The organism is Nonomuraea sp. NPDC023979 (assembly GCF_040639085.1).
GTDB classification, from domain to species: domain Bacteria; phylum Actinomycetota; class Actinomycetes; order Streptosporangiales; family Streptosporangiaceae; genus Nonomuraea; species Nonomuraea ceibae.
In genome coordinates this window covers 32,128-54,955 of the sequence record NZ_JBEZZG010000042.1, presented here as the reverse complement: position 1 = coordinate 54,955, position 22,828 = coordinate 32,128, and the positions used below count along the sequence as shown (strand labels likewise).

Below are 22,828 nucleotides of genomic sequence, written 5' to 3'. Positions count from 1 at the left end.
ATAAAATGCCAATCAGTCATGAAAATCCGCCATCTGTCGCGTGCGCCCACCGGCATCCGCCCGCTCGCGGCCGGCGCGGGCATCGACGCCCACCGGCACGACACCCACCAGATCGTGTACGCGCGCCACGGCGTCCTGTCGGTCACCACCGACGCCGGCACCTGGGTCGCCCCGGCCAACCGGGCGATCTGGATCCCGGCCGGGACCGTCCACGAGCACCGCGCTCACGGCAGCACGGACCTGCGGCTGATCGGGCTCACCGGCAACCCGCCCGGCCTGACGCGCCCCGCCGTGCTCGCGGTCGGGCCGCTGCTGCGCGAGCTGATCATCGCCTACACCGACCTGCCGGACGACGACGCCGCCGCGACCGGGGACACCGCGGACGAAGGCCCCGCGGACAAAGGCTTCACGGCAGGAGGCTTCACGGCAGGAGGGGAGCGGGCGAGATTGCTGGCCGTGCTGGTCGATCAGCTCCGGCGGGCGCCCGAGCAGCCGTTCCACCTGCCGACCCCGCGTGACGCGCGGCTGGCGGCCGTGTGCGCGGCGCTGCACGCCGACCCGGCCGACAACCGGACGCTGGCCAGGCTCGCCGCCCACGCAGGCACCAGCGACCGGACGCTGGCCCGGCTGTTCCGGGCCGAGCTGGGCATGACGTTCCCGCAGTGGCGCACCCAGCTCCGGCTGCACCACGCGCTGCTGCTGCTCGCCGACGGGGTGAGCGTCACAACCGTGGCGCACCGGTGCGGCTGGGCGTCGGCCAGCGCGTTCATCGACGCGTTCCGGCGGGCGCTCGGGTACACCCCGGGCCGCGCCTTTACAATGTAGATTCGCTACACTGGGTCTCCGTGAGCAAGAAGAGCAAGGGCGGCGGCACGCCGGCCACCGTGGCGCTCGACAAGGCCAAGGCGGAGTTCACCCTCCACCCCTACGAGCACGACGCCTCGGCGCAGGCCTACGGCGAGGAGGCGGCCGACGCGCTCGGCGTCCCCCACGAGCGGATCTTCAAGACGCTGGTCGCCGAGGTCGAGAGCGGCCTGGCCGTGGCCGTGGTGCCCGTGGCCGGCAAGCTCGACCTCAAGGCGCTGGCCGCCGCCACCGGCAGCAAGCGGGCCGCGATGGCCGACGCCGCCAAGGTCGAGCGCGTCACCGGCTACGTCGTCGGCGGCATCAGCCCGCTCGGGCAGCGCAAGCTCCTGCCCACCGTGGTCGACTCCTCGGCGCTGGAGTTCGACACGATCTACTTCTCGGCGGGCAAGCGCGGGCTGCAGATCGAGACCGCCCCCGCCAACCTGATCGCGCTGACCCGGGCGGTGACCGCGCCCATCGGAAAGACGGGCTGACCTCGTCGCAGCGCACAACACCTGGGCCGACTTTCGTCCGGACGCACCAAGCGGTCGCGGCGTTTCCGTATGAACAATGCAGAAACGCCGCAACACCGGAGACCGTATGGGACTGGCCGAAAACACCCCGGCAACCACCTGGACGCCCGCCAAGATCCGCAAGACCGCCACGCTGACCATCGCGCTGCTCGCCGGCGTGTGGGTGATCGACTACGTCGACCGCGTCATGATGGCGGTCGCGCTGCCGTTCATCGGCGCGGAGTTCGCGCTCACCAAGACCGAGCAGGGCTGGCTGATCACCGTCTTCTCGCTGGTCTACCTGCTGTGCCAGATCCCCGGCGGCATGCTCGCCGACCGGTTCGGGGCGCGCCGGCTGCTCGTCGCCTCCCTGCTGCTGTGGTCGGCGTTCACCGCGCTGACCGGGCTCGCGTGGGGGCTGGCCGCGCTGCTGGTGATCCGGGCGCTGTTCGGCGTCGGCCAGGGACTGTTCCCCGGCGCGTCGTTCAAGGCCATCGCCGAACGCACCACGCCCGAGCGGCGGGCCACCGCCGCCGGCGCGATGCTCGCCTCCAACGTGCTCGGCGGCGGGCTCGCCCCGCTGATCGCCGCGCCGCTGCTGCTGGTGTTCGGCTGGCGTGACACGTTCCTCGTGGCGGCCGTGGCCGGCGTCGCGATCGGCGTGCTGCTGTGGTCGCTGCTCCCCCGCGCGCTGCCCGCCCACCTCACCGGCGCCGCCCAGGACACCGGCCCCGCCGCCCGGCCCGTCATCCCGCTCGCGGCCGTGCTGCGCTCGGCCGCCGTGTGGAAGTTCGCCGCGCTGTTCTGCGCCACGAACATGCTCGGCTACGGCATGATCACCTGGGTGCCCAGCTACCTCATGGAGGCCCGCGGCATCTCCCTGCTCAACACCGGCTTCCTCGCCGCGCTCCCCCAGCTCGTCATGACCGCGACGACGCTGCTCGGCGGCTGGCTGTTCGACCGCTACTTCCACGACCGGGCCAGGCTGTACGTGATCCCGCTGCTGCTGTGCACCGCCGTGCTGCTGCTCGTCATGATCAACGCCGAGACCGCCGCCGGGTTCACGCTCTTCCAGACGCTGGCGATGGCCGTGGCCGGGCTGTCCACCATGGGCATCCTCGGCATGCCGGTCCGCGCCCTGCCGCCCGAGGTGATCGGCTCCGGCATGGGCGTCGTCAACGTCGGCGGGCAGCTCGCCGGCGTGATCGCGCCGGTGCTCATGGGCTGGCTCGTCGACCAGTACTCCTACAGCGCCGCGTTCGGGCTGCTCATCGGCACCACCGTGCTCGGCGCGCTGATCGCGCTCATCGTGCCGCAGCGCGCCGACCGCTTCACCCTCGGGAGGGCCTCGTGACCACGTACGACCTGGTGATCTCCCGGGGGCGGGTGATCGACCCCGAGACCGGGCTCGACGGGATCCGCGACGTCGGCGTCAGCGGCGGCACGATCCGGGAGGTGTCGGCCGGACCGCTGCACGGCGTCACCCGCGTCGACGCCACCGGGCTGACCGTCTGCCCCGGCTTCGTCGACCTGCACAGCCACAGCGCCGACCTCGCCGGGCACCGGCTCCAGGCGCTCGACGGCGTCACCACCGTGCTGGAGCTGGAGGCCGGCAGCCTGCCCGTGTCGGCCGCCTACCGCGCCGCCGCCGAGGAGGGACGGCCGCTCAACTACGGCTTCGCCACCTCGTGGGCGGCCGCCCGGATGGCCGTGCTCGCCGGCGTCGAGCCCACCGGCAGGCTGGAGACGCTGTTCGCCAACATCGCCGTCGACGCCTGGCAGCGGCCCGCGACCCCTGAGCAGGTCGCGCGGATCGTCGGCCTCCTTGAGGCCGACCTCGCCGACGGCGCCCTCGGCATCGGCGTCCTCGTCGGCTACGCGCCCCGCACCGGGCCGGACGAGTATCTGGCCGTCGCCGCGCTCGCCGCCCGCGCCGGACGGCCCACGTACACCCATGCCCGCGAGCTCGTCGAGATGGACGCCGGCACGCCCGTCGACGGCGCCGAGGAGATCGTCCGCGCCGCCGTCGAGACCGGCGCGCACATGCACTACTGCCACGTCAACAGCACCTCCATCCGGCACGTCGACCGCGTCCTCGCCCTGGTCGAACGCGTGCGCGCCGAAGGGGCGCGGGTCACCACCGAGGCGTACCCGTACGGCGCCGGCATGACCGGCGTCGGCGCCGCCTTCCTCGCGCCCGAGCTGCTGCACCGGCGCGGGCTCACCCCGCACTCCATCGGGCTGCTGTCCACCGGGCGGCGCATGGCCGACGCCGCCGAGCTCCGCCGCGTCCGGCAGGAGGAGCCCGGGTCGGCGGCGTTCGTGCACCTGCTGGACGAGGACTCGCCCGCCGAGTTCGCCTACATCCGGCGGGCGCTCGACTTCGAGGACGCGGCGGTCGCCACCGACGCCGTGCCGCTGCTGTGGCGCGAGGGCGGCGACCCGGCGCGGCGGCTGGAATGGCCGCTGCCGCCGGACGCCGTCACCCACCCGCGCACCGCCGGCACGTACGGGCGCACCCTGCGGCTCGTGCGCGAGCAGGGGATGCTCGGGCTCGCCGAGGCCGTGCGGCGGTGCACGCTCGTGCCCGCCCAGGTCGCCGGGCTGGCGCGCAAGGGGCGGGTCCAGCCGGGGGCCGACGCCGACCTCACGGTCTTCGACCCGGACACGGTCACCGACCGGGCCACCTACGCGGCCACGGCGCTCCCCTCCACGGGGTTCCGGCACGTGCTGGTGGGCGGCGTCCCGGTCGTCCAGGACGGCGCCCTCCTCCCGGACGCCCGGCCCGGCCGCCCCGTCCGCGCCTGACCTCCACCGGGTGACGGCCCGCCACCGGGCGCGGCCCCGACCCCCTGAGCGGGCAGGTCAGTGGCGGTCGCGGCGGTGCCGGGGGGCGGCGTCGCGGCGGTGGCCGTCACCGTGGCGGCGGCGGGCCTCCGGCGGGCGGCCCTCACGGAGCGGGCCCTCGTACGGGCGCGACTCGTGGGGGCGCGACTCGTGGGCGCGCGACTCGTGGGGGCGGGCGCCGTGGCCGAAGAGCCAGCGGAGAAGCTTGCGGTGGCGCTTGGCGTACGCGCGGTGCCGGCCACGGCGGCCGTTCTCCTCGCCTGCTTCCTCCTCGCCCTCCTCCAGGCCCGGCGTGTTGCCGCCGCCGAAGCGGCTCATGTCGGGCCCCGGGAACCCCTTGGCCTCGGTGTGGCGCAGGGCGGCGCGCATGGAGTCCACCCAGATGGGCCCCGGCAGCGAGGCGCCCTGGACGGAGCCGTAGTACTGGTCGCCGATGCGCACGTCGGTGAGCGGGTGCTTGTAGGAGCCGCGGATGTCGCCGACGCTCACCGCCGCCGCCAGATGGGGCGTGTAGCCGGCGAACCAGGCGGAGGTGTAGCCGTTGTTGGTGCCGGTCTTGCCGGCGGCGGGCCGGTCCAGGTCCTGGCCCTTCATCGTGCCCTTGTCGAACACGCCGGTGAGCACCCAGTTGACAGCGTCGGCCACCTGCCGGTCGATCACCTGCTCGCAGGCGGGCGAGACGTGGGTGCGCCGCCCGTCGCGGTCGACGATCTCGGTGATGGCGAGCGGCTCGCAGTAGCGCCCCCGGGCGGCGAAGGCGGCGAACGACGCGGCCACGGTGAGCGGGTCCATCTCGTTGACGCCGAGCGTGAAGGTCGGCACCTCGCGCAGCGGCGTCCCGTCGGCGCGGGTCACGCCGAGCGCCTTGGCGGTCTTGACCACGTTGCAGAGCCCGACCTTGCGCTCCAGCATCATGTAGAAGATGTTGACGGACTTCCAGGTGCCGGTGGAGATGCTGTGCGGGCCGCCCTTGCCCTCGCCGCTGGCGTTGTGGATCTCGGTGCCGGGGTCGTTGACGGGCCGTCCCGAGCAGTCGCGGTAGCCCTGTGCCGGGGTCATCACGCCGGGGGTGTCGAAGCCGTCGTCGAAGCGCCAGCCCTGCTGGAGCGCCGTGGCGAGGGTGAACACCTTGAACGTGGAGCCCGCCTGGAGTCCCTGGCCGCCGCCGTGCCGCACGTCGGCGACGAGGTTGAACGTGGTCCTCGGCCCGTTCTTCTTGTTGCCGGGGTTGCGGCCGAACCGCTTGCTGGCGGCCATCGCCTTGATCCAGCCGGTGCCGGGCTCGATCATGGCCTCGGCGGCCACCTCGGTGTCCTCGGCGGAGACCCGCTGGCGGATGGCCTGGTCGGCGGCCCGTTGCGCGCGCGGGTCGAGGCTGGTCCTGACGACGAGGCCGCCTCGGGCGAGCCGCGCCCGGCGCACGTCCGCCGTGGCGCCGAACACCTCGTTCGTCATCAGCTCGCGGTGCACGTACAGGCAGTAGTAGGGGTGGTCGCTCTGCGCGCAGCCGCCGGGCTCGGGGCGCAGGCGGATGTTCAGCGGGCTGGCCTTGGCCTCGGCCGCCTGCGCCTGGGTGATGAGCTTGAGCCCGGCCATCCGGTCGAGGACGAGGTCGCGGCGCATCTTCAGGCGGGCGCGGTGCTCCTGGCCGATGGACGGGTCGGTGGAGTACGGGGCGCGGACGGCGCCGGCGAGGGTGGCCGCCTGGGTGAGCGTCAGCTCGGCGGCCGTGGTGGAGAAGAACCGCCTGGCCGCGGCCTCGACGCCGTGGGCGCCCGCGCCGAAGTAGGCGATGTTGAGGTACTTCTCCAGGATCTCGTCCTTGCGGTACTTGCGTTCCAGGGCGAGCGCCAGCCGCAGCTCGGTGATCTTGCGGGCGAGGTTGGGGGCGCGGGCCCTGTCGCGTTCCGCCTCGGTGCGGGCGCTCTCGACGAGGATGTTCTTGACGAGCTGCTGGGTGAGCGAGGAGCCGCCCTGCTTGATGCCGCCCGCCTGGGTGTTGGTGATCAGCGCCCGGAGCGTGCCGATGACGTCGAGGCCGCCGTGCTCGTAGAAGCGGGCGTCCTCGATGGCGACGATGGCGCGGCGCATCACCGCCGACACCTTGTCCAGCGGGACGACGGTGCGGTTGGCCTCGTAGAACTGGGCGAACGTCCGGCCGGTGCGGTCGACCAGCCGGGTGACCTGCGACAGCGGCTCCTCCCGGGGTGCGGGCGGCAGGTCGTTGAAGGTGTCGGCGACGCTCTTGGCGCCGATCCCGGCTCCGCTCACGACGGGCGCGGCCAGTGCCGCGACCAGCACCCCGCTGAGCGCCCCCGCCGCCCCGAGCCTGGTGATGGATTTGAGCACAGTCACGCAGATGATCTGCTACCACCCGATCACCGGCAAACGACCCGCTCTTAACTCTTTACTCTCCTCTGCGGATGTTCAGACCAAGCGACTCGAACTGCTCGAACGGGCGGTGGTAGCCGCGCTCGATGTGGTGCACGCCGCGCAGCGTCGACTGCCCGTCGGCCACGGCCGCCGCCAGCACCGCGGAGAAGCCGGCCCGGATGTCGGGCAGCACCACGTCGGCGCCCTTGAGCTGCGACACGCCGCGCACCACGGCCGAGTGGCGGGCGTTGGTGTCGTGGTAGCGGCAGGCGGGACCGCCCAGGCACTGGTCGAACACCTCGATCTCGCAGCCCATGCTCTGCAGCGCGGGCACGTACACGAGCCTGTTCTCGAAGACCGTCTCGTGCAGCACCGACATGCCCTGGCTCTGCGTGAACAGCACCATGAGCGGCGTCTGCCAGTCGGTCATGAAGCCGGGGTGGGTGTCGGTCTGCACCGCCGCCGCGCGCAGCCCCTCGGGCGGGGCGGTCGCGCACACGTACTCGTCGTTGATGTCGAACTGGGCGCCCATCCGGGCCAGCGTGGTGATCGCGGTGACCAGCCGGTCCTGCGGGCAGCCGTGCACGCGCACCTCGCCGCCCGTCACGAGCCCGGCGGCCAGGTACGAGAACGCCTCGATGCGGTCGCCGGCCAGCCAGGTGGAGGCGCCGCGCAGCCGTTCGACGCCCTCGATGACGATGCGCCGGTCGGGCGACAGCTCGATGCGGGCGCCCATCCGCTGCAGGAACAGCGCCAGCTCCACGACCTCGGGCTCCATCGCGGCGTTCTTCACCACGGTCTTGCCCTCGGCCAGCACCGCCGACATGAGGATCGTCTCGGTCGCGCCGACGCTCGGGTACGGCAGCTCCAGCCGGGTGCCGTTGAGCCGCTTGGCCTTGGCGTAGATGCCGGTGTCGCCGACCTCCACCTCGGCGCCCATCGCGCGCAGCGCCTCCACGTGGAAGTTGACCGGCCGCCGCCCGATCGGGTCGCCGCCCACCAGCGGCACGAACGCCTCGCCCGCCAGGTGCAGCAGCGGGCCGAGCATGAGGATCGGGATGCGGTTCAGTCCGGTGAACGCGTCGGGCACCCGGGGCCTGATCTCCGGGCCGCGCCCGATGCGGATCTCCGTCCGGCCGATCTCCACGCTGATGCCCAGGGCGCGCAGCATGTCGGCGGTGATGCCGACCTCGCCCACCTCGGGGGCGTTGTGGATGCTGCTCTCGCCGCTGCCCAGCATGGCGGCGACCATGTGCTTGGACACGCCGTTCTTGGAGCCGCGCACGACGACGTCGCCCCGGAGCGGGCCGGAGGGTTCGATGAGCCAGACCTTCTCTTCAATCACGAAGTGAGCCTAACCGGGAGATACCATCGGTCTGGCAGAGACTCAGAACGCGAAGGGGAGTGGCGTGGCGAGGGAAGTACGCGTTTTCGCGGTCACTGTCCTCTCCCTCGCCGCACTGGGGGTGCCCGCCGGGCTGGTGTGGTCGGCCCTGTCACCCCGGCCGCCGTACCTGGTCACCCAGGAGGCGACCGTGCTCGCCGACCCGTCCACGCAGGCGCTGATCGCCGCCGACGGCTGGTTCGCCACCGTGACCGGCGCGCTCGGGCTCGCGTGCGGGGCCCTCGCCTGGTTCCTGAGCCGCCGCCGCCAGCTCGCGGCGCTGCTCGGGCTCTGCGCGGGCGGGGTCCTGGGCGCGTACGTGACGCTCTGGGTGGGGTCGGCGTTCACGATCGGCGTGGTCACGGTGGAGGCCGCGGCGGCGCCGGGCGCGCAGCTGACGCCGGGGCCGCTGCACCTGACGGCCAAGGGCGTGCTGGTGTTCTGGCCGCTGCTGGCGGTGGGGCTGTTCGGGCTGCTGGAGGGCATGCACGGCTACCGCGACTCGCCGCTGCGGCGGCCGTACGGGCTGGCGCCGCCGCTGCCGCCGCCGGACCGCTGACCGCCTGCTCCTCAGAGCGGCGGGCGGCGCAGGCCGTGGCCGGTGGCCTGCTCGAACGCCCCGGCCACCCGCAGGACCTTGGCGTCCTCGAACGGCGCCCCCACGATCTGCACCCCGACCGGCAGCCCCTCCGGCGTGAACCCGGCGGGCACGGACGCGGCGGGCGCGTGCAGCACGCTCACCCAGTACGCCGACCGCATCCAGGTCAGGTAGTCGGGCAGCTCGATCCCGTTGATCTCGCGCACGTACGGGTCCTCGACCGGGAACGGCGGCACCTGGCTGACGGGCGCGATCAGCACGTCGTGGTCGTCGAAGAAGGCGGCCATCCGCTGGTAGAGGCGGCTGCGGGCGCGCTCGGCGCGGGCCAGGTCGGCGCCGGTCACCGTGCGGCCCTGCTCGACGTTCCACGCGGTGTTGGCGCCCAGCCCGTCGAGGTCGCCGTAGGCGAGCGCGTAGAACCAGGCCCGGTAGGTGCGGAAGGCGTCGTCGGCGTCGCTCAGGTCGAGCTCCACCTGCTCCACCCGCGCGCCGAGCCGTTCGAGCACGGCGGGCGCGGTCGCGGTGACCGCCGCCGTCGCGGCGTCGACCGGCAGCCCGCCGAGGTCCGGGCTCCACGCCACCCGCAGCCCGGCGACGCCCTCCTCGGGGTCGGGGGTGAAAGGCTCCCTGATCGCGTACGGTGACCGCCGATCGAATCCCGAAATGACCGACATCATCAGGGTGAGGTCGTCGACCGTCCTGGCCATCGGCCCCGGCACCGACAGCGTGTACCAGGCGGCGATCTCGGACGGGCTCGGCACCCGGCCCGGCGTCGGCCGCAGCCCCACCACGTTGCAGAACGACGCCGGGTTGCGCAGCGACCCGCCCATGTCGGAGCCGTCCGCCAGCGGCGTCATCCCGCAGGCGAGCGCCGCCGCCGCGCCCCCGCTGCTCCCCCCGGCCGACCGGCTCAGGTCGTACGGGTTGCGGGTCACCCCGAAGACCTCGTTGACCGTGTGGGAGCCGGTGCCGAACTCGGGCGTGTTCGTCTTGCCGAGCGAGACGGCGCCCGCCTCCTTCAACCGCCGGACGACGAGCGCGTCCTGGTCCGGCACGTGACCCGCGTACAGCGTCGAGCCGTACGTGGTGCGGATCCCGGCCGTGTCGGCCAGGTCCTTGTGCGCGACCGGCACCCCGTGCAGCGGGCCCGCGGGCTCCGCCGCGTCGGCCGCCTTGGCCGCGTCGAGCGCCTGCTCGGCGGCCAGCGTGACGATCGCGTTGACCTGCGGGTTCGCCTGCTCGATGCGGTCCAGGTGCGCCTGGAGCAGCTCGACGGCGCTCACCTGGCGGGTCCTGACGAGGCGGGCCATCTCGGTCGCGGTCAGGTAGTGCAGCTCGCTCATCCTGCGATCCTCCCGCACCCCCTCGGGGGCGGCGACGGCAAGGGTTGCCATCTCCTAGGATGCCGGAATGTCCGAAACGCTCTCTCCCCCGCCGGGCAGCGCCGCCTCCGTCGCCCACCTATGGGACGCCCGCGCCGACCGCTACCTCGAGCTGTTCCGCCACGAACTGGCCGGCAAGCCCCACGACCGCGAGGTCCTGGCGGCGTTCGCCGGGCGTGTCGGCCCGGGCGGGCGGGTCTGCGACGCCGGCTGCGGGCCCTGCGGGCACGTCACCGCGCTGCTCGCCGGGCACGGCCTGGACGTGCTGGGCGTCGACCTGTCGCCGCGCTGCGTCGAACTGGCCGCGCGCGAGCAGCCCGGGTGCCGGTTCGCGGTGATGGACCAGCGCGACGTGACCGGCGGGCTCGACGGGCTGGTCTCGTACTACTCGCTGCACGACCAGCCGAAACGCGAGCTGCCCGGCACCCTCGCGGCATGGGCGCGAGCCCTGCGGCCCGGCGGCGAGCTCCTCGTCGTGGCCAAGCAGGGCGACGGCGACGGCGTCATCGACGACCCCCTCGGCACCGGGCTGCGCGTCTACTGGGCCGAGTTCACGCCTGGCGAGCTGGAGACGGCGGCCCGGGCCGCCGGGTTCACGATCGGCGAGATCACGGTACGGGAGGCGTACGAGGACGAGATCGCCGCCCGGCGCATCTACCTGACCGCCACCACCCGCCACCCCTGACCAGCACGACCACCCACCCGGCGGCACCTGACCAGAACCCCCGGCGGAGGGCCCCTGCTCAGGACGGCCCGCCCGAGCCGCTGCCCGGAAGCCCCCACTCCGTCCGGGGTGCCCGGTCAGGGGTGCCAGTGGGGGTCGCGGCCGATGAAGGCGAGGAGGCGGTCCTGGGTGGAGGCGTCGTCGCCCACCGGCACTTCGGGGCCGAACACCTCGACACCGGAACCGAAGGCGCCCGGCTCGCGGAACTTCGCCACGAGGTCGGCAGGCAGCGCCCGCATGGCGGCCCAGCCCTGTTCGACGTCCTCGGGGTCGATCGTGGCGTCCTGGGAGGTGGCGACCGCGAGGTCCCAGCCGTGCAGCGGCAGGTCGGCGCTGACCACCTGGTCGATGTGCTCGGCCGCGGTGAGCCTGCCCGCGGGCGTGTCGCAGAGGCGGCCGGCGAGCGCGGGATCGGCCAGGATCGCCTCCACGTCGGCGCGGGCGGCGCGGTAGGCGGCCACCGGGTCCTCGGCGGCCGGCGGGGCCGGGCTGAGGCCGCGGTCGAACGGCCGCAGCATCACCGCGTGCATGTCGATGATGTGCCGCAGCACGTCCAGGACCGTCCACTTGGCGCACGGGGTCGGCCCGTCCCACTGCCCGGGCCGTACGGCGACGACCTTGCGCTCGAACGCGTCGGCCCTGCGCCGGTAGCGGGCGGCGATCTCGGCGACCCTCTCGGCGGTGATCTCGCTGGTCACGGGACTTCCCCTTTCCTGGCGGACGGTGCTGCCTGACGTGCGGCTCTCTGCCCGGACAACTCCCTCGGACCGACCCCCTGGGGAAGCGGCCCGAGGTGGCCGTCCGCAGGGAAGCGGTCCCGGAGGTCAGGCGCCCAGGCAGGCGGGGCCCAGGAGTTCCTTCAGGTCGCCCATGAGGGCCGGGGAGGGCGCCACGCGGAGCCGGTCGTCGACCCGCATGACGGTGGTCTTGGGGCCGTTGTGCACCTGCAGGTGGACCTCGGAGGTGCCCGGATGCGTGGTGAGGATCTCCTTCAGCCGGCTCACCACCGGCGGCGTGCAGCGGGTCAGCGGCAGGCTCACCAGCAGCGGCCCGCCCGCCTCCTGGGTCAGGTCGGGGGCCGTCACCTCCATGGCGATGATCTTGGCGACGTCCTCCCGCTTGTCGATGCGCCCCTTGACGAAGACGATCGCGTCCTCGGCGAGGATGGTCGAGCACAGCTGGTAGGCCGACGGGAAGATCATCACCTCGATGGCGCCTTCGAGGTCCTCCAGCTGGGTGAGCACCCAGGTGTCGCCCTTCTTGGTGACCTTGCGCTGGACGCCGCTGAGGATGCCGCCGAGGGTGACGACCTGGCCGTCGGCGCGGCTCTCGTCCTGGACGGCGGCGATGGAGCAGTCGGCGCCCGAGGCGAGGATGTGCTCGACGCCGAACAGCGGGTGGTCCGACACGTACAGGCCGAGCATCTCCCGCTCGAACTGCAGCAGCGTGTTCTTGTCCCATTCGCCGACGGGGATCTGCACGTCGAAGGTCTGGTCCTCGCCGCCGTCGATGGCGCCGAACAGGGAGTCCTGGCCGATGGCCTCGTTCTTCTTGATGTCGATGATCGCGTCGACGGCCTGTTCGTGCACCATGACCAGGCCCTTGCGGACGTGGCCGAGGGAGTCGAAGGCGCCCGCCTTGATCAGCGACTCGATGACGCGCTTGTTGCAGACGATCGCCGGGACCTTGCGCAGGAACTCCTTGAAGTCGGCGAAGCGGCCCTTCTCCTTGCGGGCGGTGAGGATGCCGTCGACGACGTTGCCGCCCACGTTGCGCACGGCCGACAGGCCGAACCGGATGTCGGTGCCGCGCGGGGTGAAGTCGAAGTCGGAGTCGTTGACGTCCGGTGGGAACACCTTGATGCCCATGCGGCGGCACTCGTTGAGGTAGAGGGCCGACTTGTCCTTGTCGTCCTTGACCGACGAGAGCAGCGCGGCCATGTAGGCGGCCGGGTGGTTGGCCTTGAGGTAGGCCGTCCAGTAAGCGATGAGGCCATAGGCGGCGGTGTGCGCCTTGTTGAAGGCGTAGTCGGAGAACGGCAGCAGGATGTCCCAGAGCGCCTTGATGGCGGCGTCGGGGAAGCCGTTGTCCTTCATGCCCTTTTCGAAGGAGGCGTACTGCTTGTCCAGCTCCGACTTCTTCTTCTTGCCCATCGCGCGGCGCAGCAGGTCGGCGCTGCCGAGCGAGTAACCGGCCACCCGCTGGGCGATGGCCATGACCTGCTCCTGGTAGATGATCAGGCCGTAGGTGGTGTCGAGGATGTCGCGCAGCGGCTCCTCGAGCGCCGGGTGGATCGGCGTGATCTCCTGCTGGCCGTTCTTGCGCAGGGCGTAGTTGGTGTGCGAGTTGGCGCCCATCGGGCCGGGCCGGTAGAGCGCTAGGGCGGCGGAGATGTCCTCGAAGTTGTCGGGGCGCATGAGCCGCAGCAGCGAGCGCATGCCGCCGCCGTCGAGCTGGAACACGCCCAGCGTGTCGCCCTTGGACAGCAGCTCGTAGCTCTTGCGGTCGTCGAGCGGCAGCCCGAGCAGGTCGACCTTCTCACCCGTGGTCGCCTCGATCATCTTGAGGCAGTCGTCCATGATGGTGAGGTTGCGCAGGCCCAGGAAGTCCATCTTGAGCAGGCCGAGCGTCTCGCAGGTCGGGTAGTCGAACTGCGTGATGATCGCGCCGTCGGAGTCGCGGCGCATGATCGGGATGTGGTCGGTCAGCACCTCGGCCGACATGATCACGCCGGCGGCGTGCACGCCGGTCTGCCGGATCAGCCCCTCCAGGCCCTTGCCGAGGTCCATCGTCGCCTTGACGTCGACGTCCTCCTCGTAGAGCCTGCGCAGCTCGCCCGCCTCGTTGTAGCGCGGGTGGTCCTTGTCGAAGATGCCCGCCAGCGGGATGTCCTTGCCCATGACGGCGGGCGGGAACGCCTTGGACACCTTGTCGCCGAGCGCGTAGGGGTAGCCCAGGACGCGGCCGGCGTCCTTGATGGCGGCCTTCGCCTTGATGGTGCCGAACGTGGCGATCATGGCGACCTTGTCGGCGCCCCACTTCTCCGTCACGTAGCGGATGACGTCGCCGCGCCTGCGCTCGTCGAAGTCGATGTCGACGTCGGGCATGGAGACGCGCTCGGGGTTGAGGAACCGCTCGAAGATCAGGCCGTGCGGCAGCGGGTCGAGGTCGGTGATGCCCATCGCGTACGCCACCAGCGACCCGGCGGCCGAGCCTCGGCCGGGGCCGACCGGGATGCCGTTCTCCTTGGCCCACATGATGAAGTCGGCGACCACGAGGAAGTAGCTCGGGAAGCCCATCTGCTCGATGATGCCGATCTCGTACTCGGCCTGCCTGCGGTGCTCGTCGTCGTAGCCCTCCGGCCAGCGCCGGTCCATGCCCTCCCAGACGGTCTTGCGGAAGAACTCGCTCTCCGTCATGCCGTCGGGGATCGGGTAGGTGGGCATCAGGTTCTTGAACTCGAAGAACCCGGACGGGTCGACCTTCTCGGCCACGAGCAGCGTGTTGCGGCAGCCCTCGGCCCACAGGTCGGAGGAGTCGACGGCGCGCATCTCGTCGGCGGTCTTGATGTAGTAGCCGCTGCCGTCGAAGCGGAACCGGTCGGGGTCGGAGAGCTGCTTGCCCGTCTGGATGCACAGCAGGGCGTCGTGCGAGGCGGCGTCGGACTCGTAGGTGTAGTGCGAGTCGTTGGTGACCAGCGGCGGGATGCCCAGCTCCTTGCTGATGCGGGTCAGCCCGTCGCGGACGCGGCGCTCGATGTCGAGGCCGTGGTCCATGATCTCCAGGTAGAAGTTGTCCTTGCCGAAGATCTCCTGGTATTTGGCGGCGGCCTTGACCGCCTCGTCGTACTGGCCGAGCCGCAGGCGCGTCTGCACCTCGCCCGACGGGCACCCGGTGGTCGCCATCAGGCCCTCGGAGTGCTCGGCGAGGATCTCGGCGTCCATCCGCGCCCACTTGCGGACGAATCCCTCGGTGTAGGCGCGCGAGGACAGCCGCATCAGGTTGTGCAGGCCCGTCTTGTTGCGCGCCCAGATCGTCATGTGGGTGTAGTAGCCGCCCGCGGAGACGTCGTCCTTCTTCTGGTGCGGCTCGCCCCACAGCACCGGCTTCTTGTTGTGGCGCAGCTCGGGCGCCACGTAGGCCTCGATGCCGATGATCGGCTTGATGCCGGCGCCGGTCGCCTGCTTGAAGAAGTCGTAGGCGCCGTGCATGTTGCCGTGGTCGGTGATCGCGATCGCCGGCATGCCCAGGTCGCCGACCTGTTTGAACATCTGCTTGAGGCGCGCGGCACCGTCGAGCATGGAGTATTCGGTGTGCACATGCAGATGGACGAACGAGTCGCTGGACGACATGGAGCGGCGCCTCCCCGGTCTGAATGTGGTTGTGCGCTCCGACTCTAGTGGTCCCCGCCGACACTCCGGGCGCGGCGTGCCGCACCCCGCCCGGAGCCGCCGCGCCGATATCGTCGCCGTCACGGACCGTGACGAAGGAGACACCCAGTGCCTGCCGAGACGGACGAGGGATACAGGCCCGCGCTGGGCAACCGCCAGGTGCAGATGATCGCGATCGGCGGGGCGATCGGCGTGGGGCTGTTCCTCGGCGCGGGCGGCCGGCTGGCCGCCTCGGGCCCCGCGCTCGTGCTGTCGTACGCCGCCGCCGGCGTCGCCGCGTTCTTCGTCATGCGGGCGCTGGGCGAGCTCGTGCTCTACCGGCCCGCCTCCGGGTCGTTCGTCGAGTACGCGGGCGAGTTCGTCGGGCCGTGGGCCGCCTTCGCCAGCGGCTGGATGTACTGGCTGAACTGGGCGTTCACCGGCATCGCCGAGCTGACCGCGATCGCCGCGTACGTGCACTACTGGGCGCCGGCGTTCCCCCAGTGGGCGACCGCGCTGCTGGCGCTGGCGTTCGTGCTCGTCGTCAACCTGCTGTCGGTCCGGCTCTTCGGCGAGCTGGAGTTCTGGTTCGCGCTGCTGAAGGTGCTGGCCATCGTCACGTTCCTGGTGGTCGGGCTGGTGCTGGTGGTGTTCGCCGTCGGGCAGGCCGGGCCTGGCAACCTGGTGGCGCACGGCGGTTTCCTGCCGGCCGGGTTCCCGATGGTGCTGATGAGCCTGCAGTCGGTGGTGTTCGCGTACGCCTCCATCGAGCTCGTCGGGATCGCCGCGGGCGAGACCGCCAGGCCGCGCGAGGTCATCCCGAAGGCCGTCAACGGCGTCGTGTGGCGCATCGCGATCTTCTACGTGGGCTCGGTGCTGCTGCTGGCGATGGTGCTGCCGTGGACCGCGTACGAGGCGGGCACCTCGCCGTTCGTGACCGTCTTCGCCGGGCTGGGGGTGCCGTGGGCGGCCGACGCGATGAACCTCGTGGTGATCACCGCGGCGCTGTCGTCGTGCAACTCCGGCCTGTACGCGACGGGCCGCATCCTGCGCTCGATGGCCCGCAAGCGGGAGGCGCCCGGGTTCGCCGCGGCGCTCAGCTCGCGGCACGTGCCGGTCGGCGGCGTGGTGTTCACCGCCGCGATGTTCCTGGGAGGCGTGGCGCTGTTCTACTTCCTGCCCGCGCGGGCGTTCAACATCGCCACCGCCGCCGCCTCCCTCGGCGTGATCACCACCTGGGGCACGCTGGTCTACTGCCAGCTCCGGCTGCGCGCCACCGGGCACCGCTCGGCGTTCCCGATGCCCGGCAGCCCGTACACCAACTGGCTGACGCTGGCGTTCCTGGCGCTGGTCGTCGTGCTGATGCCGTTCGCCGACGAGGACCAGCGGGTGGCGTTCTTCCTGCTGCCGGTGGTGGCGGCGGCGATCGCGGCGGGCTGGGCGGCGCTCAGGCGGCGGGGGCGCGCCGCCGCGCCCGCCGATCCGGCCGTGGCCGACTGAGCGGGGTTCAGCGGAGGGTGAGCCGGACCTCCGACTCGATGCGGGTCAGCTTGTGCGGGTTGCGGACGTAGTACAGGCCGGTGATGCGGGCCCCCTCGACCTGGAGGGCGATGACGCCGTCCGTCTCGCCGTCCACGCGCACGACCAGGCCGGGGGCGCCGTTGATCACCGTGGGCTCGCCGGTGAGCGTGACCTGTGCCTTGCCGATGCCGCCGACGATGTAACGGGCCACCTTGCCGGCTCCGCTGATCGGCCTCGGCGCGGCCTGGCGGACGCCGCCGCCGTCGCTCAGCAGGACGACGTCGGGGGCGAGCACGTCGAGCAGGCCCTGCGTGTCGCCGGTCTCCAGGGCGCGCAGGAACGACTCCATCACCGCGCGGGTCTCGTCCGGCGAGACCGTCTCGCGGGGGCGGCGGGCCTCGACGTGCCTGCGGGCCCGGTGCGCGATCTGTCGGACGGTGGCGGGGGTCTTGCCGACGGCCTCCGCGATCTCGTCGTACGCGACGTCGAACACCTCGCGCAGCACGAACACGGCCCGCTCGGTCGGCGACAGGGTCTCCAGGACGAGCATGAGCGCCATCGACAGGCTCTCGGCGAGCTCCACGTCCTCGGCCACGTCGGGCGTGGTGAGCAGCGGCTCGGGCAGCCACGGGCCGACGTACGCCTCCTTGCGCCGCTTCAGCGTGCGCAGCCGGTCGAGCGCCCGCCTGGTCGTGATCCGCACCAGGTAGGCGCGCTCGTCGCGCACCTGCTCCAGGTCGATCCTCGTCCAGCGCAGCCAGGCCTCCTGAAGGACGTCCTCGGCGTCGGCCGCCGAGCCGAGCATCTCGTACGCGACCGTGAACAGCAGGTTGCGATGGGTGAGGAACGCAGCGGTCGCCTGGTCCGTCGTCGGGTCGCTGTGCTCGTCCATCTCCGGCTCCTGTCCGTCCCGCTGTGTCTCATGCACAAGGCGCCGGCCGGGGCCCCGGCGTGACAGCCGTAACCGGTGACACACGTCACACCATCGCGGCTGTCACAGCCGCCAGGGGGCCGGCGACTCATGGGCGTCAGCGTGCCGCACGGCACACACCCCTGACGACTGAGCATGAACGGGAGAACGCCATGAGCAAGGTCTGGTTCATCACCGGCACGTCCCGCGGCCTGGGCCGTGAGTTCGCCGAGGCGGCGCTGTCGCGCGGCGACCGGGTGGCCGCGGCCGCCCGTGACCCCAGGAGCCTGGAGGCGCTGGTGGACGCCCACGGTGACGCGGTGCTCCCCCTCGCCCTGGACGTGACCGACAGGGCCGCCGCCTTCGAGAGCGTCAGGCGCGCCCAGGAGCGGTTCGGCCGCCTGGACGTCATCGTGAACAACGCCGGGTACGCCCAGGTCGGCGCGGTCGAGGAGCTGACCGAGCGGGAGCTGCGCGACCAGATGGAGACGAACCTGTTCGGCGCCGTGTGGGTGGTCCAGGCCGCGCTGCCGTATCTGCGCGAGCAGCGTTCCGGGCACATCGTCCAGCTCTCGTCGGCGGCCGGGCTCATCGCCATGCCGCTCGGCGGCGCCTACCACGCCTCCAAGTGGGCGCTCGAAGGGCTCAACGAGGCCCTGGCCGGCGAGGTCGCCGGGTTCGGCGTCAAGGTGACCGTCATCGAGCCCGGCGGCTTCGCCACCCGCGACGGCAAGAACCCGGACCCGCTGGCCAACGGTCACATGGCCAGGATGGACCCGGCCTACGACGAGCTGCGGCAGCGGCTCGGCGCCGCCGCCGGGAGCCAGCCCGCCGGTGACCCGGCCGCCGCGGCCCAGGCGCTGCTCACGCTGGTCGACCTGGACAACCCGCCGCTGCGGGTGCTGTTCGGGCTGGGCTTCCAGCCGATGATCGAGCGCGCCTACGCCGACCGGCTCAAGACCTGGGCCGACTGGCAGGACCTCTCGGCGCGGGCGCAGGGAGCCGGGGCGAGCGCCCGCGCCTGATCATCCGGTGTTCTAGGCTCGGTGGCGGAATGGCCGTCACCGGGGGGAGGCAGCGCTGGACGGGGCGAGGACGCGCACGGAGCGGTGGGCGGGGCTGAAGACAGCGATACGCGGGTCAGCCTGGATCGCCGGGCCGGCGGGGAAGGTCAGGCTCGCCCTGGTCGCCCGGATCGGTGTGGCCGTGGTGGCGGGGGCGGCGCTGGCGCTGTCGGTGGTGCCGCTCGGGCTGCACACCATGCTCGGCTGCGCCGTCCTCGACGTCGGCTGCGCCCCGGCCGAGCCGCGCGGGCGGCTGCCGGAGCTGACCCGGCTGACGCCCGTGGAGGTGGCGCTGAGCGGCGGCTACGTGGCGCTCGGCGACTCCTACTCCTCCGGCGAGGGCGTCTACGACGGCGCGGGGGCGCCCGCCGGTGACGGCGCGGCGCGCTGCCACCGCTCCGAGGGCTCCTACGCGCCGCAGGTCGCGGGCGCGCACGCGTTCGGCGGCGAGGCGGGCTTCTGGGCGTGCAGCGGCGCCACCACCGGCCAGCTCCTGCGCGGCCAGCACGGCCACGCGCCCCAGGTCAGCCGCGTCAGCGCCGGGACGAGCCTGGTGACGCTGAGCATCGGCGGCAACGACGCGGGGTTCGCCCCCGTGCTCACCGAGTGCATCGCCAAGCTGCCGTGGTCGTCGGCCTGCGTCGACCAGGACGCCCGGGTGCGGCAGCGCATCGACGAGCTGCGGCCCCGGCTGCGCCAGGTGCTGGCCGGGATCCGGGCGCGGGCGCCCGAGGCGCGGGTGATCGTGCTCGGCTACCCGAGGCCGTTCCCCGCCGCGCCGTCGAAGACCGTCACCAACCTCTCCGCCGCCGACCAGCGCTGGCTCAACGGCGTCACCCGCCTGCTCAACGACGCCGTGGGGGCGGTGGCGCGGGAGTTCGAGCAGCTGATCACCGCGTTCGGCGCGCCGGGGAGCGTCGAGTACGTGGACGCCTACGACGCCTTCGACGGGCACGAGGTGGGGCAGCCGCGCCCGTACCTGAACGGGCTGGTCGTGGACCTCGGCGAGCTGACCGTCAACGCGCGCAGCTTCCATCCCACCGCCGACGGCTACCGCCGCTTCGCCGAGCTGGTCAACGAGCGCATCGCCGCCGGGCCCGGCCGCCCGATGAACAACTTCCGCCTCGCCACCCCCTGACCCCGCCCGGGACGGGTCACCGGCGGGCGCGCTCTTCGGCGAGGTGGAGTCCGGCCTCGATGACGGCGTTCATGACGGGGGCCAGGCGGGCCTCGCCGAGCTCCGGGGCGCGCTGCGCCATCCGGGTCACCAGGGCGCGCTCGCGGGCCGGGTCGCGGCCGGCGAAACCGCCGACCGGCTTGAGGCGCTGCACAATTCCCGCCAGCTCGGCGCGGCGCTCCAGGAGGGTGGCCAGCGCGGCGTCGACCCGGTCGATGGCCTGGCGGCAGTCGGCGAGCGTGCCGGGCGCCTCGGGGCGCAGCAGCGCGCCGACGAGCGTCACGGCCTCCTCGGCCAGGGCGCGCTCCTCGGCGGAACCGTCGACGACGAGCCCGTCGGCCCCCGCCGCCACGGCCGCCGCGCTCAGCTCCGCGCCGAGCCGCACGCCCTGCGCGCCGCCGCCCGGAGCAGGGTCGGGGCTCGTGCTGATATTTCCGGACAAGTCGGCGAACACCGGCAGGCCGGACGCCTCCCGGGCGGCACGCATCAGCCCCAGGTCGGCGCTCTCGCACAGGATGACCTGGTCATTGCCCTCGGCGGCCACGTAAGCGGCCACCCCCAGCCACTCCTCCAGCGTCGCCGACGGGCGGCGCTCCACCACGACCGGCAGCCCCAGCGCGGCCACCGCCCGGATCAGCGGGATGTCGCGCGTCCACGCCGACCCGATCACCACGCCTCCGGCCCGCGCCGCGATCGCGGGCAGGTCGGCGGCGCCGGCGGGCTCGGCCAGCGTCACCCCGTCGCGCAGCCGTTCGGCGGCGTCCGCGCCGCGCCCGCCGCGCTCACGCAGGCTCACCCGGTCGCTGATCACCACGGCGGGGCCCTCGCCCACCCGCAGCCCGCCCAGCGTGACCACGTGCCGTTCCAAGGTCGATGACATCTCGGCTCCCCAATCGGCCGGCTCTCCTGGAACCGGCGGAAAAACCAAAAAGGCAGAGACGCGGCGTCTCTGCCTTGTGCCGACTCCAGGTGGTCGCTAGCTGACGACCGGCCCTCCCGGAGCCGGCTCGGTAAACGCGTAGCGACAAGTCATGTCTGAACCTTACACCCGTCATCCACCTGCCGGGACATCGTTCCCGAATGGTGGACTGGCCTTCCGGCGAGTCGCCGTTGATCCGTGCCTATGGGAGTATTTCTTGGCCGAGAGGGAGGGTTTGAGGCCGTTGATGTCGGATCGCAAGCAGGACGGACGCCGCATCGCCGGCCGGTACCACCTGCAGGAGCCCATCGGCAAGGGCGGCATGGGCATCGTGTGGCGCGCCCATGACGAGCTCCTTGACCGCACCGTCGCTGTCAAGGAAGTCAGGTACGCCGCCGCCCTGGGTGACGAGGTGCAACTGCTGAACCGGCGGACGATGCGCGAGGCACGGGCCGCCGCCAGGTTCGAGCATCCGAACGTGATCGTCGTCCACGACGTGATCGAGGAGGACGGCCGGCCCTGGATCGTCATGCAGCTCGTCCAGTCGCGCTCGCTCGGCACGGTGATCAAGCAGGACGGGCCGCTGCCCCCCGCCCGCGTGGCGGAGATCGGCCTGGCGGTGCTCGACGCCCTGCACCGCGCGCACGAGTCCGGCGTGCTCCACCGCGACGTCAAGCCCGAGAACGTGCTGCTGGCCGACGACGGCCGGGTGGTGCTGACCGACTTCGGCATCGCCACGCTGGAGACCGAGACGCAGCTGACCGTGACGGGCCTGGCGGGCACCCCGGCGTTCATCGCGCCGGAGCGGCTCAAGGGCCTGCCCGCGCGGCGCGAGTCCGACCTGTGGGCGCTCGGCGCGACGCTCTACACCGCCGTGGAGGGACGCTCCCCGCACGAGCGCGGGATGGCCCTGGCCACCATGCACGCGGTGCTCACCGACGAGCCCGACCCCGCCCCGCACGCGGGGCCGCTGGCGCCGGTGATCGCGGGCCTGCTGGCCAAGGAGCCGGTGCAGCGGCTCACGTACGAGGAGACCGCGCGGATGCTGCGGCGGATCAGCCAGTCCGGCGGCGGCGAGCCCCGGGCGGTCCCCCGCGCCGACCCGCCCACGCGGGTGCAGCCGGCGACGCGGGTCCAGCCCGCGATCGAGGACGACATGCCGACGGACCCGAACCTGGCGCCCGTCCAGCCCGCGCAGCCTGTCCGGCCCGTGCAGCCCGTCCCGCCCGCGCGGCCGTCCCGTCCCGCGCCCTTCGCCGAGACCGGGGCGCGCTTCCCCGAGCCCGGCGCGAACCGTCCCCAGGGCGGCTCCCGCGCGGCCGAGACCCGCGCCCGCCACGAGGACCGCGACGGCGGCTTCCCCCAGGCGGGCGGCGCCGGCCGCTCCCCGCGCGAGGTCGAGGAGCGCCGCCCGGAGAGCGAGTCGCTGTTCGCCGAGGCCGCCGACCGGTTCGGGCCCGCGACCGCCGACCCGGTGACCGGCGACCCGACGCGGCTGAGCGGCGACGGCAAACGGCAGGCCGTGCCCGTGGTCGTCGCCGTCGTCGCCGTCGTGCTGATCGCGGCCGTAGGCGGCTATCTCGGCCTGCGTTCCACCGCCGGCGACACGCCGGAGGAGCAGCAGACGGCCGCCGCGAGCACCGCCGCCACGCCCGGCGGCACCGGATCGCCGGCGCGGCCGTCGTCCGAGCCGTCGAGCACCGCCCCCACCCCGTCCGAGACCGCGGAGAAGGAGGAGGACCCCGCCTCCGCCCTGCCCGACGGCTGGAAGCTCTACAAGGACAAGAAGCTCGACTTCACCATGGCGCTGCCCAAGGGCTGGGAGGAGTTCAAGCGCGAGGGCAACCAGGTCTTCTTCCGCGGCCCCGGCGCCGCGTCCAACGCCTTCGTGTCGGTCGACCGGGCCTCCAACCCGGGCTCCGACCCGTACAAGGACTGGAAGAAGCAGGAGAAGACGGCCCGCTACGGGTTCGGCGGCTACAAGCTCATCGGCATCAAGAAGGTCGACTACCAGAAGGCCGCCGCCGACTGGGACTTCACCTGGCGCACCAACACGGGCCTGACCCGGGTCCGCAACCGCGGCTTCGTCACCGAGAACGGCCGCGGCTACGCGATCTACTGGCACAACCTCAACAGCCGCTGGAAGAAGGACTACCACTTCTTCGAGACGTTCTGCGCGACGTTCAAACCCGACCAGTAGG

General features: G+C 72.7%; 17 protein-coding genes. 10 read left to right on the top strand and 7 right to left on the bottom strand.

The features are described from left to right. The first annotated feature begins 18 nt into the window (after positions 1 to 18). The 4 genes from AB0G11_RS43040 to AB0G11_RS43025 all read left to right on the top strand — a co-directional run bounded on the left by AB0G11_RS43040 (position 19) and on the right by AB0G11_RS43025 (position 4,166). Entirely contained in the window at positions 19 to 825 is an 807-nt protein-coding gene (locus AB0G11_RS43040; protein WP_219502373.1) for a helix-turn-helix transcriptional regulator, read from the top strand. A gap of 20 nt (positions 826 to 845) precedes the next feature. Then, positions 846 to 1,340: a Cys-tRNA(Pro) deacylase gene (ybaK, locus tag AB0G11_RS43035; RefSeq protein WP_308125672.1), complete on the top strand. Its 495-nt coding sequence runs from the start codon at positions 846 to 848 to the stop codon at positions 1,338 to 1,340. Between the two features lie 106 nt (positions 1,341 to 1,446). After that, entirely contained in the window at positions 1,447 to 2,712 is a 1,266-nt protein-coding gene (locus tag AB0G11_RS43030) for an MFS transporter (protein WP_357592656.1), read from the top strand. After that, a complete protein-coding gene (locus tag AB0G11_RS43025) occupies positions 2,709 to 4,166 on the top strand; it encodes an amidohydrolase family protein (protein WP_357592654.1) in 1,458 nt (485 codons plus the stop codon). The genes AB0G11_RS43030 and AB0G11_RS43025 overlap by 4 nt, the downstream gene beginning before the upstream one ends. 57 nt (positions 4,167 to 4,223) lie before the next feature. Here the strand turns inward: AB0G11_RS43025 and AB0G11_RS43020 are convergent, their stop codons facing one another. Then, complete coding sequence (locus AB0G11_RS43020; RefSeq protein WP_357592652.1) at positions 4,224 to 6,560, bottom strand: transglycosylase domain-containing protein; 2,337 nt, start codon at positions 6,558 to 6,560, stop codon at positions 4,224 to 4,226. 52 nt (positions 6,561 to 6,612) lie between these two features. Beyond that, on the bottom strand, positions 6,613 to 7,923 hold the full coding sequence (gene murA / locus AB0G11_RS43015; protein WP_357592650.1) for a UDP-N-acetylglucosamine 1-carboxyvinyltransferase: 1,311 nt from the start codon (positions 7,921 to 7,923) through the stop codon (positions 6,613 to 6,615). Between the two features lie 64 nt (positions 7,924 to 7,987). On the opposite strand from murA, the gene AB0G11_RS43010 reads away from it, so the two are divergent. Continuing rightward, the gene (locus AB0G11_RS43010; RefSeq protein ID WP_357592648.1) at positions 7,988 to 8,521 is read left to right on the top strand and encodes a hypothetical protein; all 534 of its coding nucleotides are present in this window, start codon (positions 7,988 to 7,990) and stop codon (positions 8,519 to 8,521) included. An 11-nt stretch (positions 8,522 to 8,532) separates the two neighbouring features. Here AB0G11_RS43010 and AB0G11_RS43005 read toward each other — a convergent pair whose 3' ends face one another. After that, positions 8,533 to 9,954 (bottom strand): amidase, encoded by a 1,422-nt coding sequence (locus AB0G11_RS43005; RefSeq protein WP_357592646.1) that lies wholly within the window; start codon positions 9,952 to 9,954, stop codon positions 8,533 to 8,535. 16 nt (positions 9,955 to 9,970) lie between these two features. Here AB0G11_RS43005 and AB0G11_RS43000 point away from each other — a divergent pair, with 16 nt between their 5' ends. Next, a complete protein-coding gene (locus AB0G11_RS43000) occupies positions 9,971 to 10,627 on the top strand; it encodes a class I SAM-dependent methyltransferase (RefSeq protein ID WP_219502345.1) in 657 nt (218 codons plus the stop codon). Between the two features lie 116 nt (positions 10,628 to 10,743). On the opposite strand, the gene AB0G11_RS42995 is transcribed toward AB0G11_RS43000, so the two are convergent. Continuing rightward, entirely contained in the window at positions 10,744 to 11,364 is a 621-nt protein-coding gene (locus AB0G11_RS42995; RefSeq protein WP_357592644.1) for a TIGR03086 family metal-binding protein, read from the bottom strand. 126 nt (positions 11,365 to 11,490) lie between these two features. Beyond that, positions 11,491 to 15,018, bottom strand: a complete 3,528-nt coding sequence (gene dnaE, locus AB0G11_RS42990; RefSeq protein WP_219502344.1) for a DNA polymerase III subunit alpha — start codon at positions 15,016 to 15,018, stop codon at positions 11,491 to 11,493. A gap of 147 nt (positions 15,019 to 15,165) precedes the next feature. Here dnaE and AB0G11_RS42985 point away from each other — a divergent pair, with 147 nt between their 5' ends. Further along, entirely contained in the window at positions 15,166 to 16,536 is a 1,371-nt protein-coding gene (locus AB0G11_RS42985; protein ID WP_219502343.1) for an amino acid permease, read from the top strand. 7 nt (positions 16,537 to 16,543) lie between these two features. On the opposite strand, the gene AB0G11_RS42980 is transcribed toward AB0G11_RS42985, so the two are convergent. After that, positions 16,544 to 17,449 (bottom strand): RNA polymerase sigma-70 factor, encoded by a 906-nt coding sequence (locus AB0G11_RS42980; protein WP_357592642.1) that lies wholly within the window; start codon positions 17,447 to 17,449, stop codon positions 16,544 to 16,546. A gap of 191 nt (positions 17,450 to 17,640) precedes the next feature. On the opposite strand from AB0G11_RS42980, the gene AB0G11_RS42975 reads away from it, so the two are divergent. Together AB0G11_RS42975 and AB0G11_RS42970 are read left to right on the top strand one after the other, a co-directional pair. After that, the gene (locus tag AB0G11_RS42975) at positions 17,641 to 18,492 is read left to right on the top strand and encodes an SDR family NAD(P)-dependent oxidoreductase (protein ID WP_357592640.1); all 852 of its coding nucleotides are present in this window, start codon (positions 17,641 to 17,643) and stop codon (positions 18,490 to 18,492) included. Positions 18,493 to 18,667: 175 nt separating this feature from the next. Then, a complete protein-coding gene (locus AB0G11_RS42970) occupies positions 18,668 to 19,669 on the top strand; it encodes an SGNH/GDSL hydrolase family protein (RefSeq protein ID WP_357592638.1) in 1,002 nt (333 codons plus the stop codon). Between the two features lie 16 nt (positions 19,670 to 19,685). Here AB0G11_RS42970 and AB0G11_RS42965 read toward each other — a convergent pair whose 3' ends face one another. After that, the gene (locus AB0G11_RS42965) at positions 19,686 to 20,588 is read right to left on the bottom strand and encodes a chorismate mutase (RefSeq protein ID WP_219502336.1); all 903 of its coding nucleotides are present in this window, start codon (positions 20,586 to 20,588) and stop codon (positions 19,686 to 19,688) included. Positions 20,589 to 20,874: 286 nt separating this feature from the next. On the opposite strand from AB0G11_RS42965, the gene AB0G11_RS42960 reads away from it, so the two are divergent. Continuing rightward, positions 20,875 to 22,827 carry a protein kinase gene (locus AB0G11_RS42960; RefSeq protein ID WP_357592636.1) on the top strand — a complete coding sequence of 651 codons (1,953 nt, stop codon included), beginning with the start codon at positions 20,875 to 20,877 and terminating at the stop codon, positions 22,825 to 22,827. Position 22,828 lies beyond the last annotated feature (1 nt).

Excerpts from the sequence above, each read along its gene's own strand:
- AB0G11_RS43040 (WP_219502373.1), top strand. The coding sequence starts at position 19 with ATGAAAATCCGCCATCTGTCGCGTGCGCCCACCGGCATCCGCCCGCTC.
- AB0G11_RS43030 (WP_357592656.1), top strand. The coding sequence starts at position 1,447 with ATGGGACTGGCCGAAAACACCCCGGCAACCACCTGGACGCCCGCCAAG.
- AB0G11_RS43005 (WP_357592646.1), bottom strand. The coding sequence starts at position 9,954 with ATGGCAACCCTTGCCGTCGCCGCCCCCGAGGGGGTGCGGGAGGATCGC.
- AB0G11_RS43000 (WP_219502345.1), top strand. The coding sequence starts at position 9,971 with ATGTCCGAAACGCTCTCTCCCCCGCCGGGCAGCGCCGCCTCCGTCGCC.
- dnaE (WP_219502344.1), bottom strand. The coding sequence starts at position 15,018 with ATGTCGTCCAGCGACTCGTTCGTCCATCTGCATGTGCACACCGAATAC.
- AB0G11_RS42980 (WP_357592642.1), bottom strand. The coding sequence starts at position 17,449 with ATGGACGAGCACAGCGACCCGACGACGGACCAGGCGACCGCTGCGTTC.
- AB0G11_RS42975 (WP_357592640.1), top strand. The coding sequence starts at position 17,641 with ATGAGCAAGGTCTGGTTCATCACCGGCACGTCCCGCGGCCTGGGCCGT.
- AB0G11_RS42965 (WP_219502336.1), bottom strand. The coding sequence starts at position 20,588 with ATGTCATCGACCTTGGAACGGCACGTGGTCACGCTGGGCGGGCTGCGG.
- AB0G11_RS42960 (WP_357592636.1), top strand. The coding sequence starts at position 20,875 with ATGTCGGATCGCAAGCAGGACGGACGCCGCATCGCCGGCCGGTACCAC.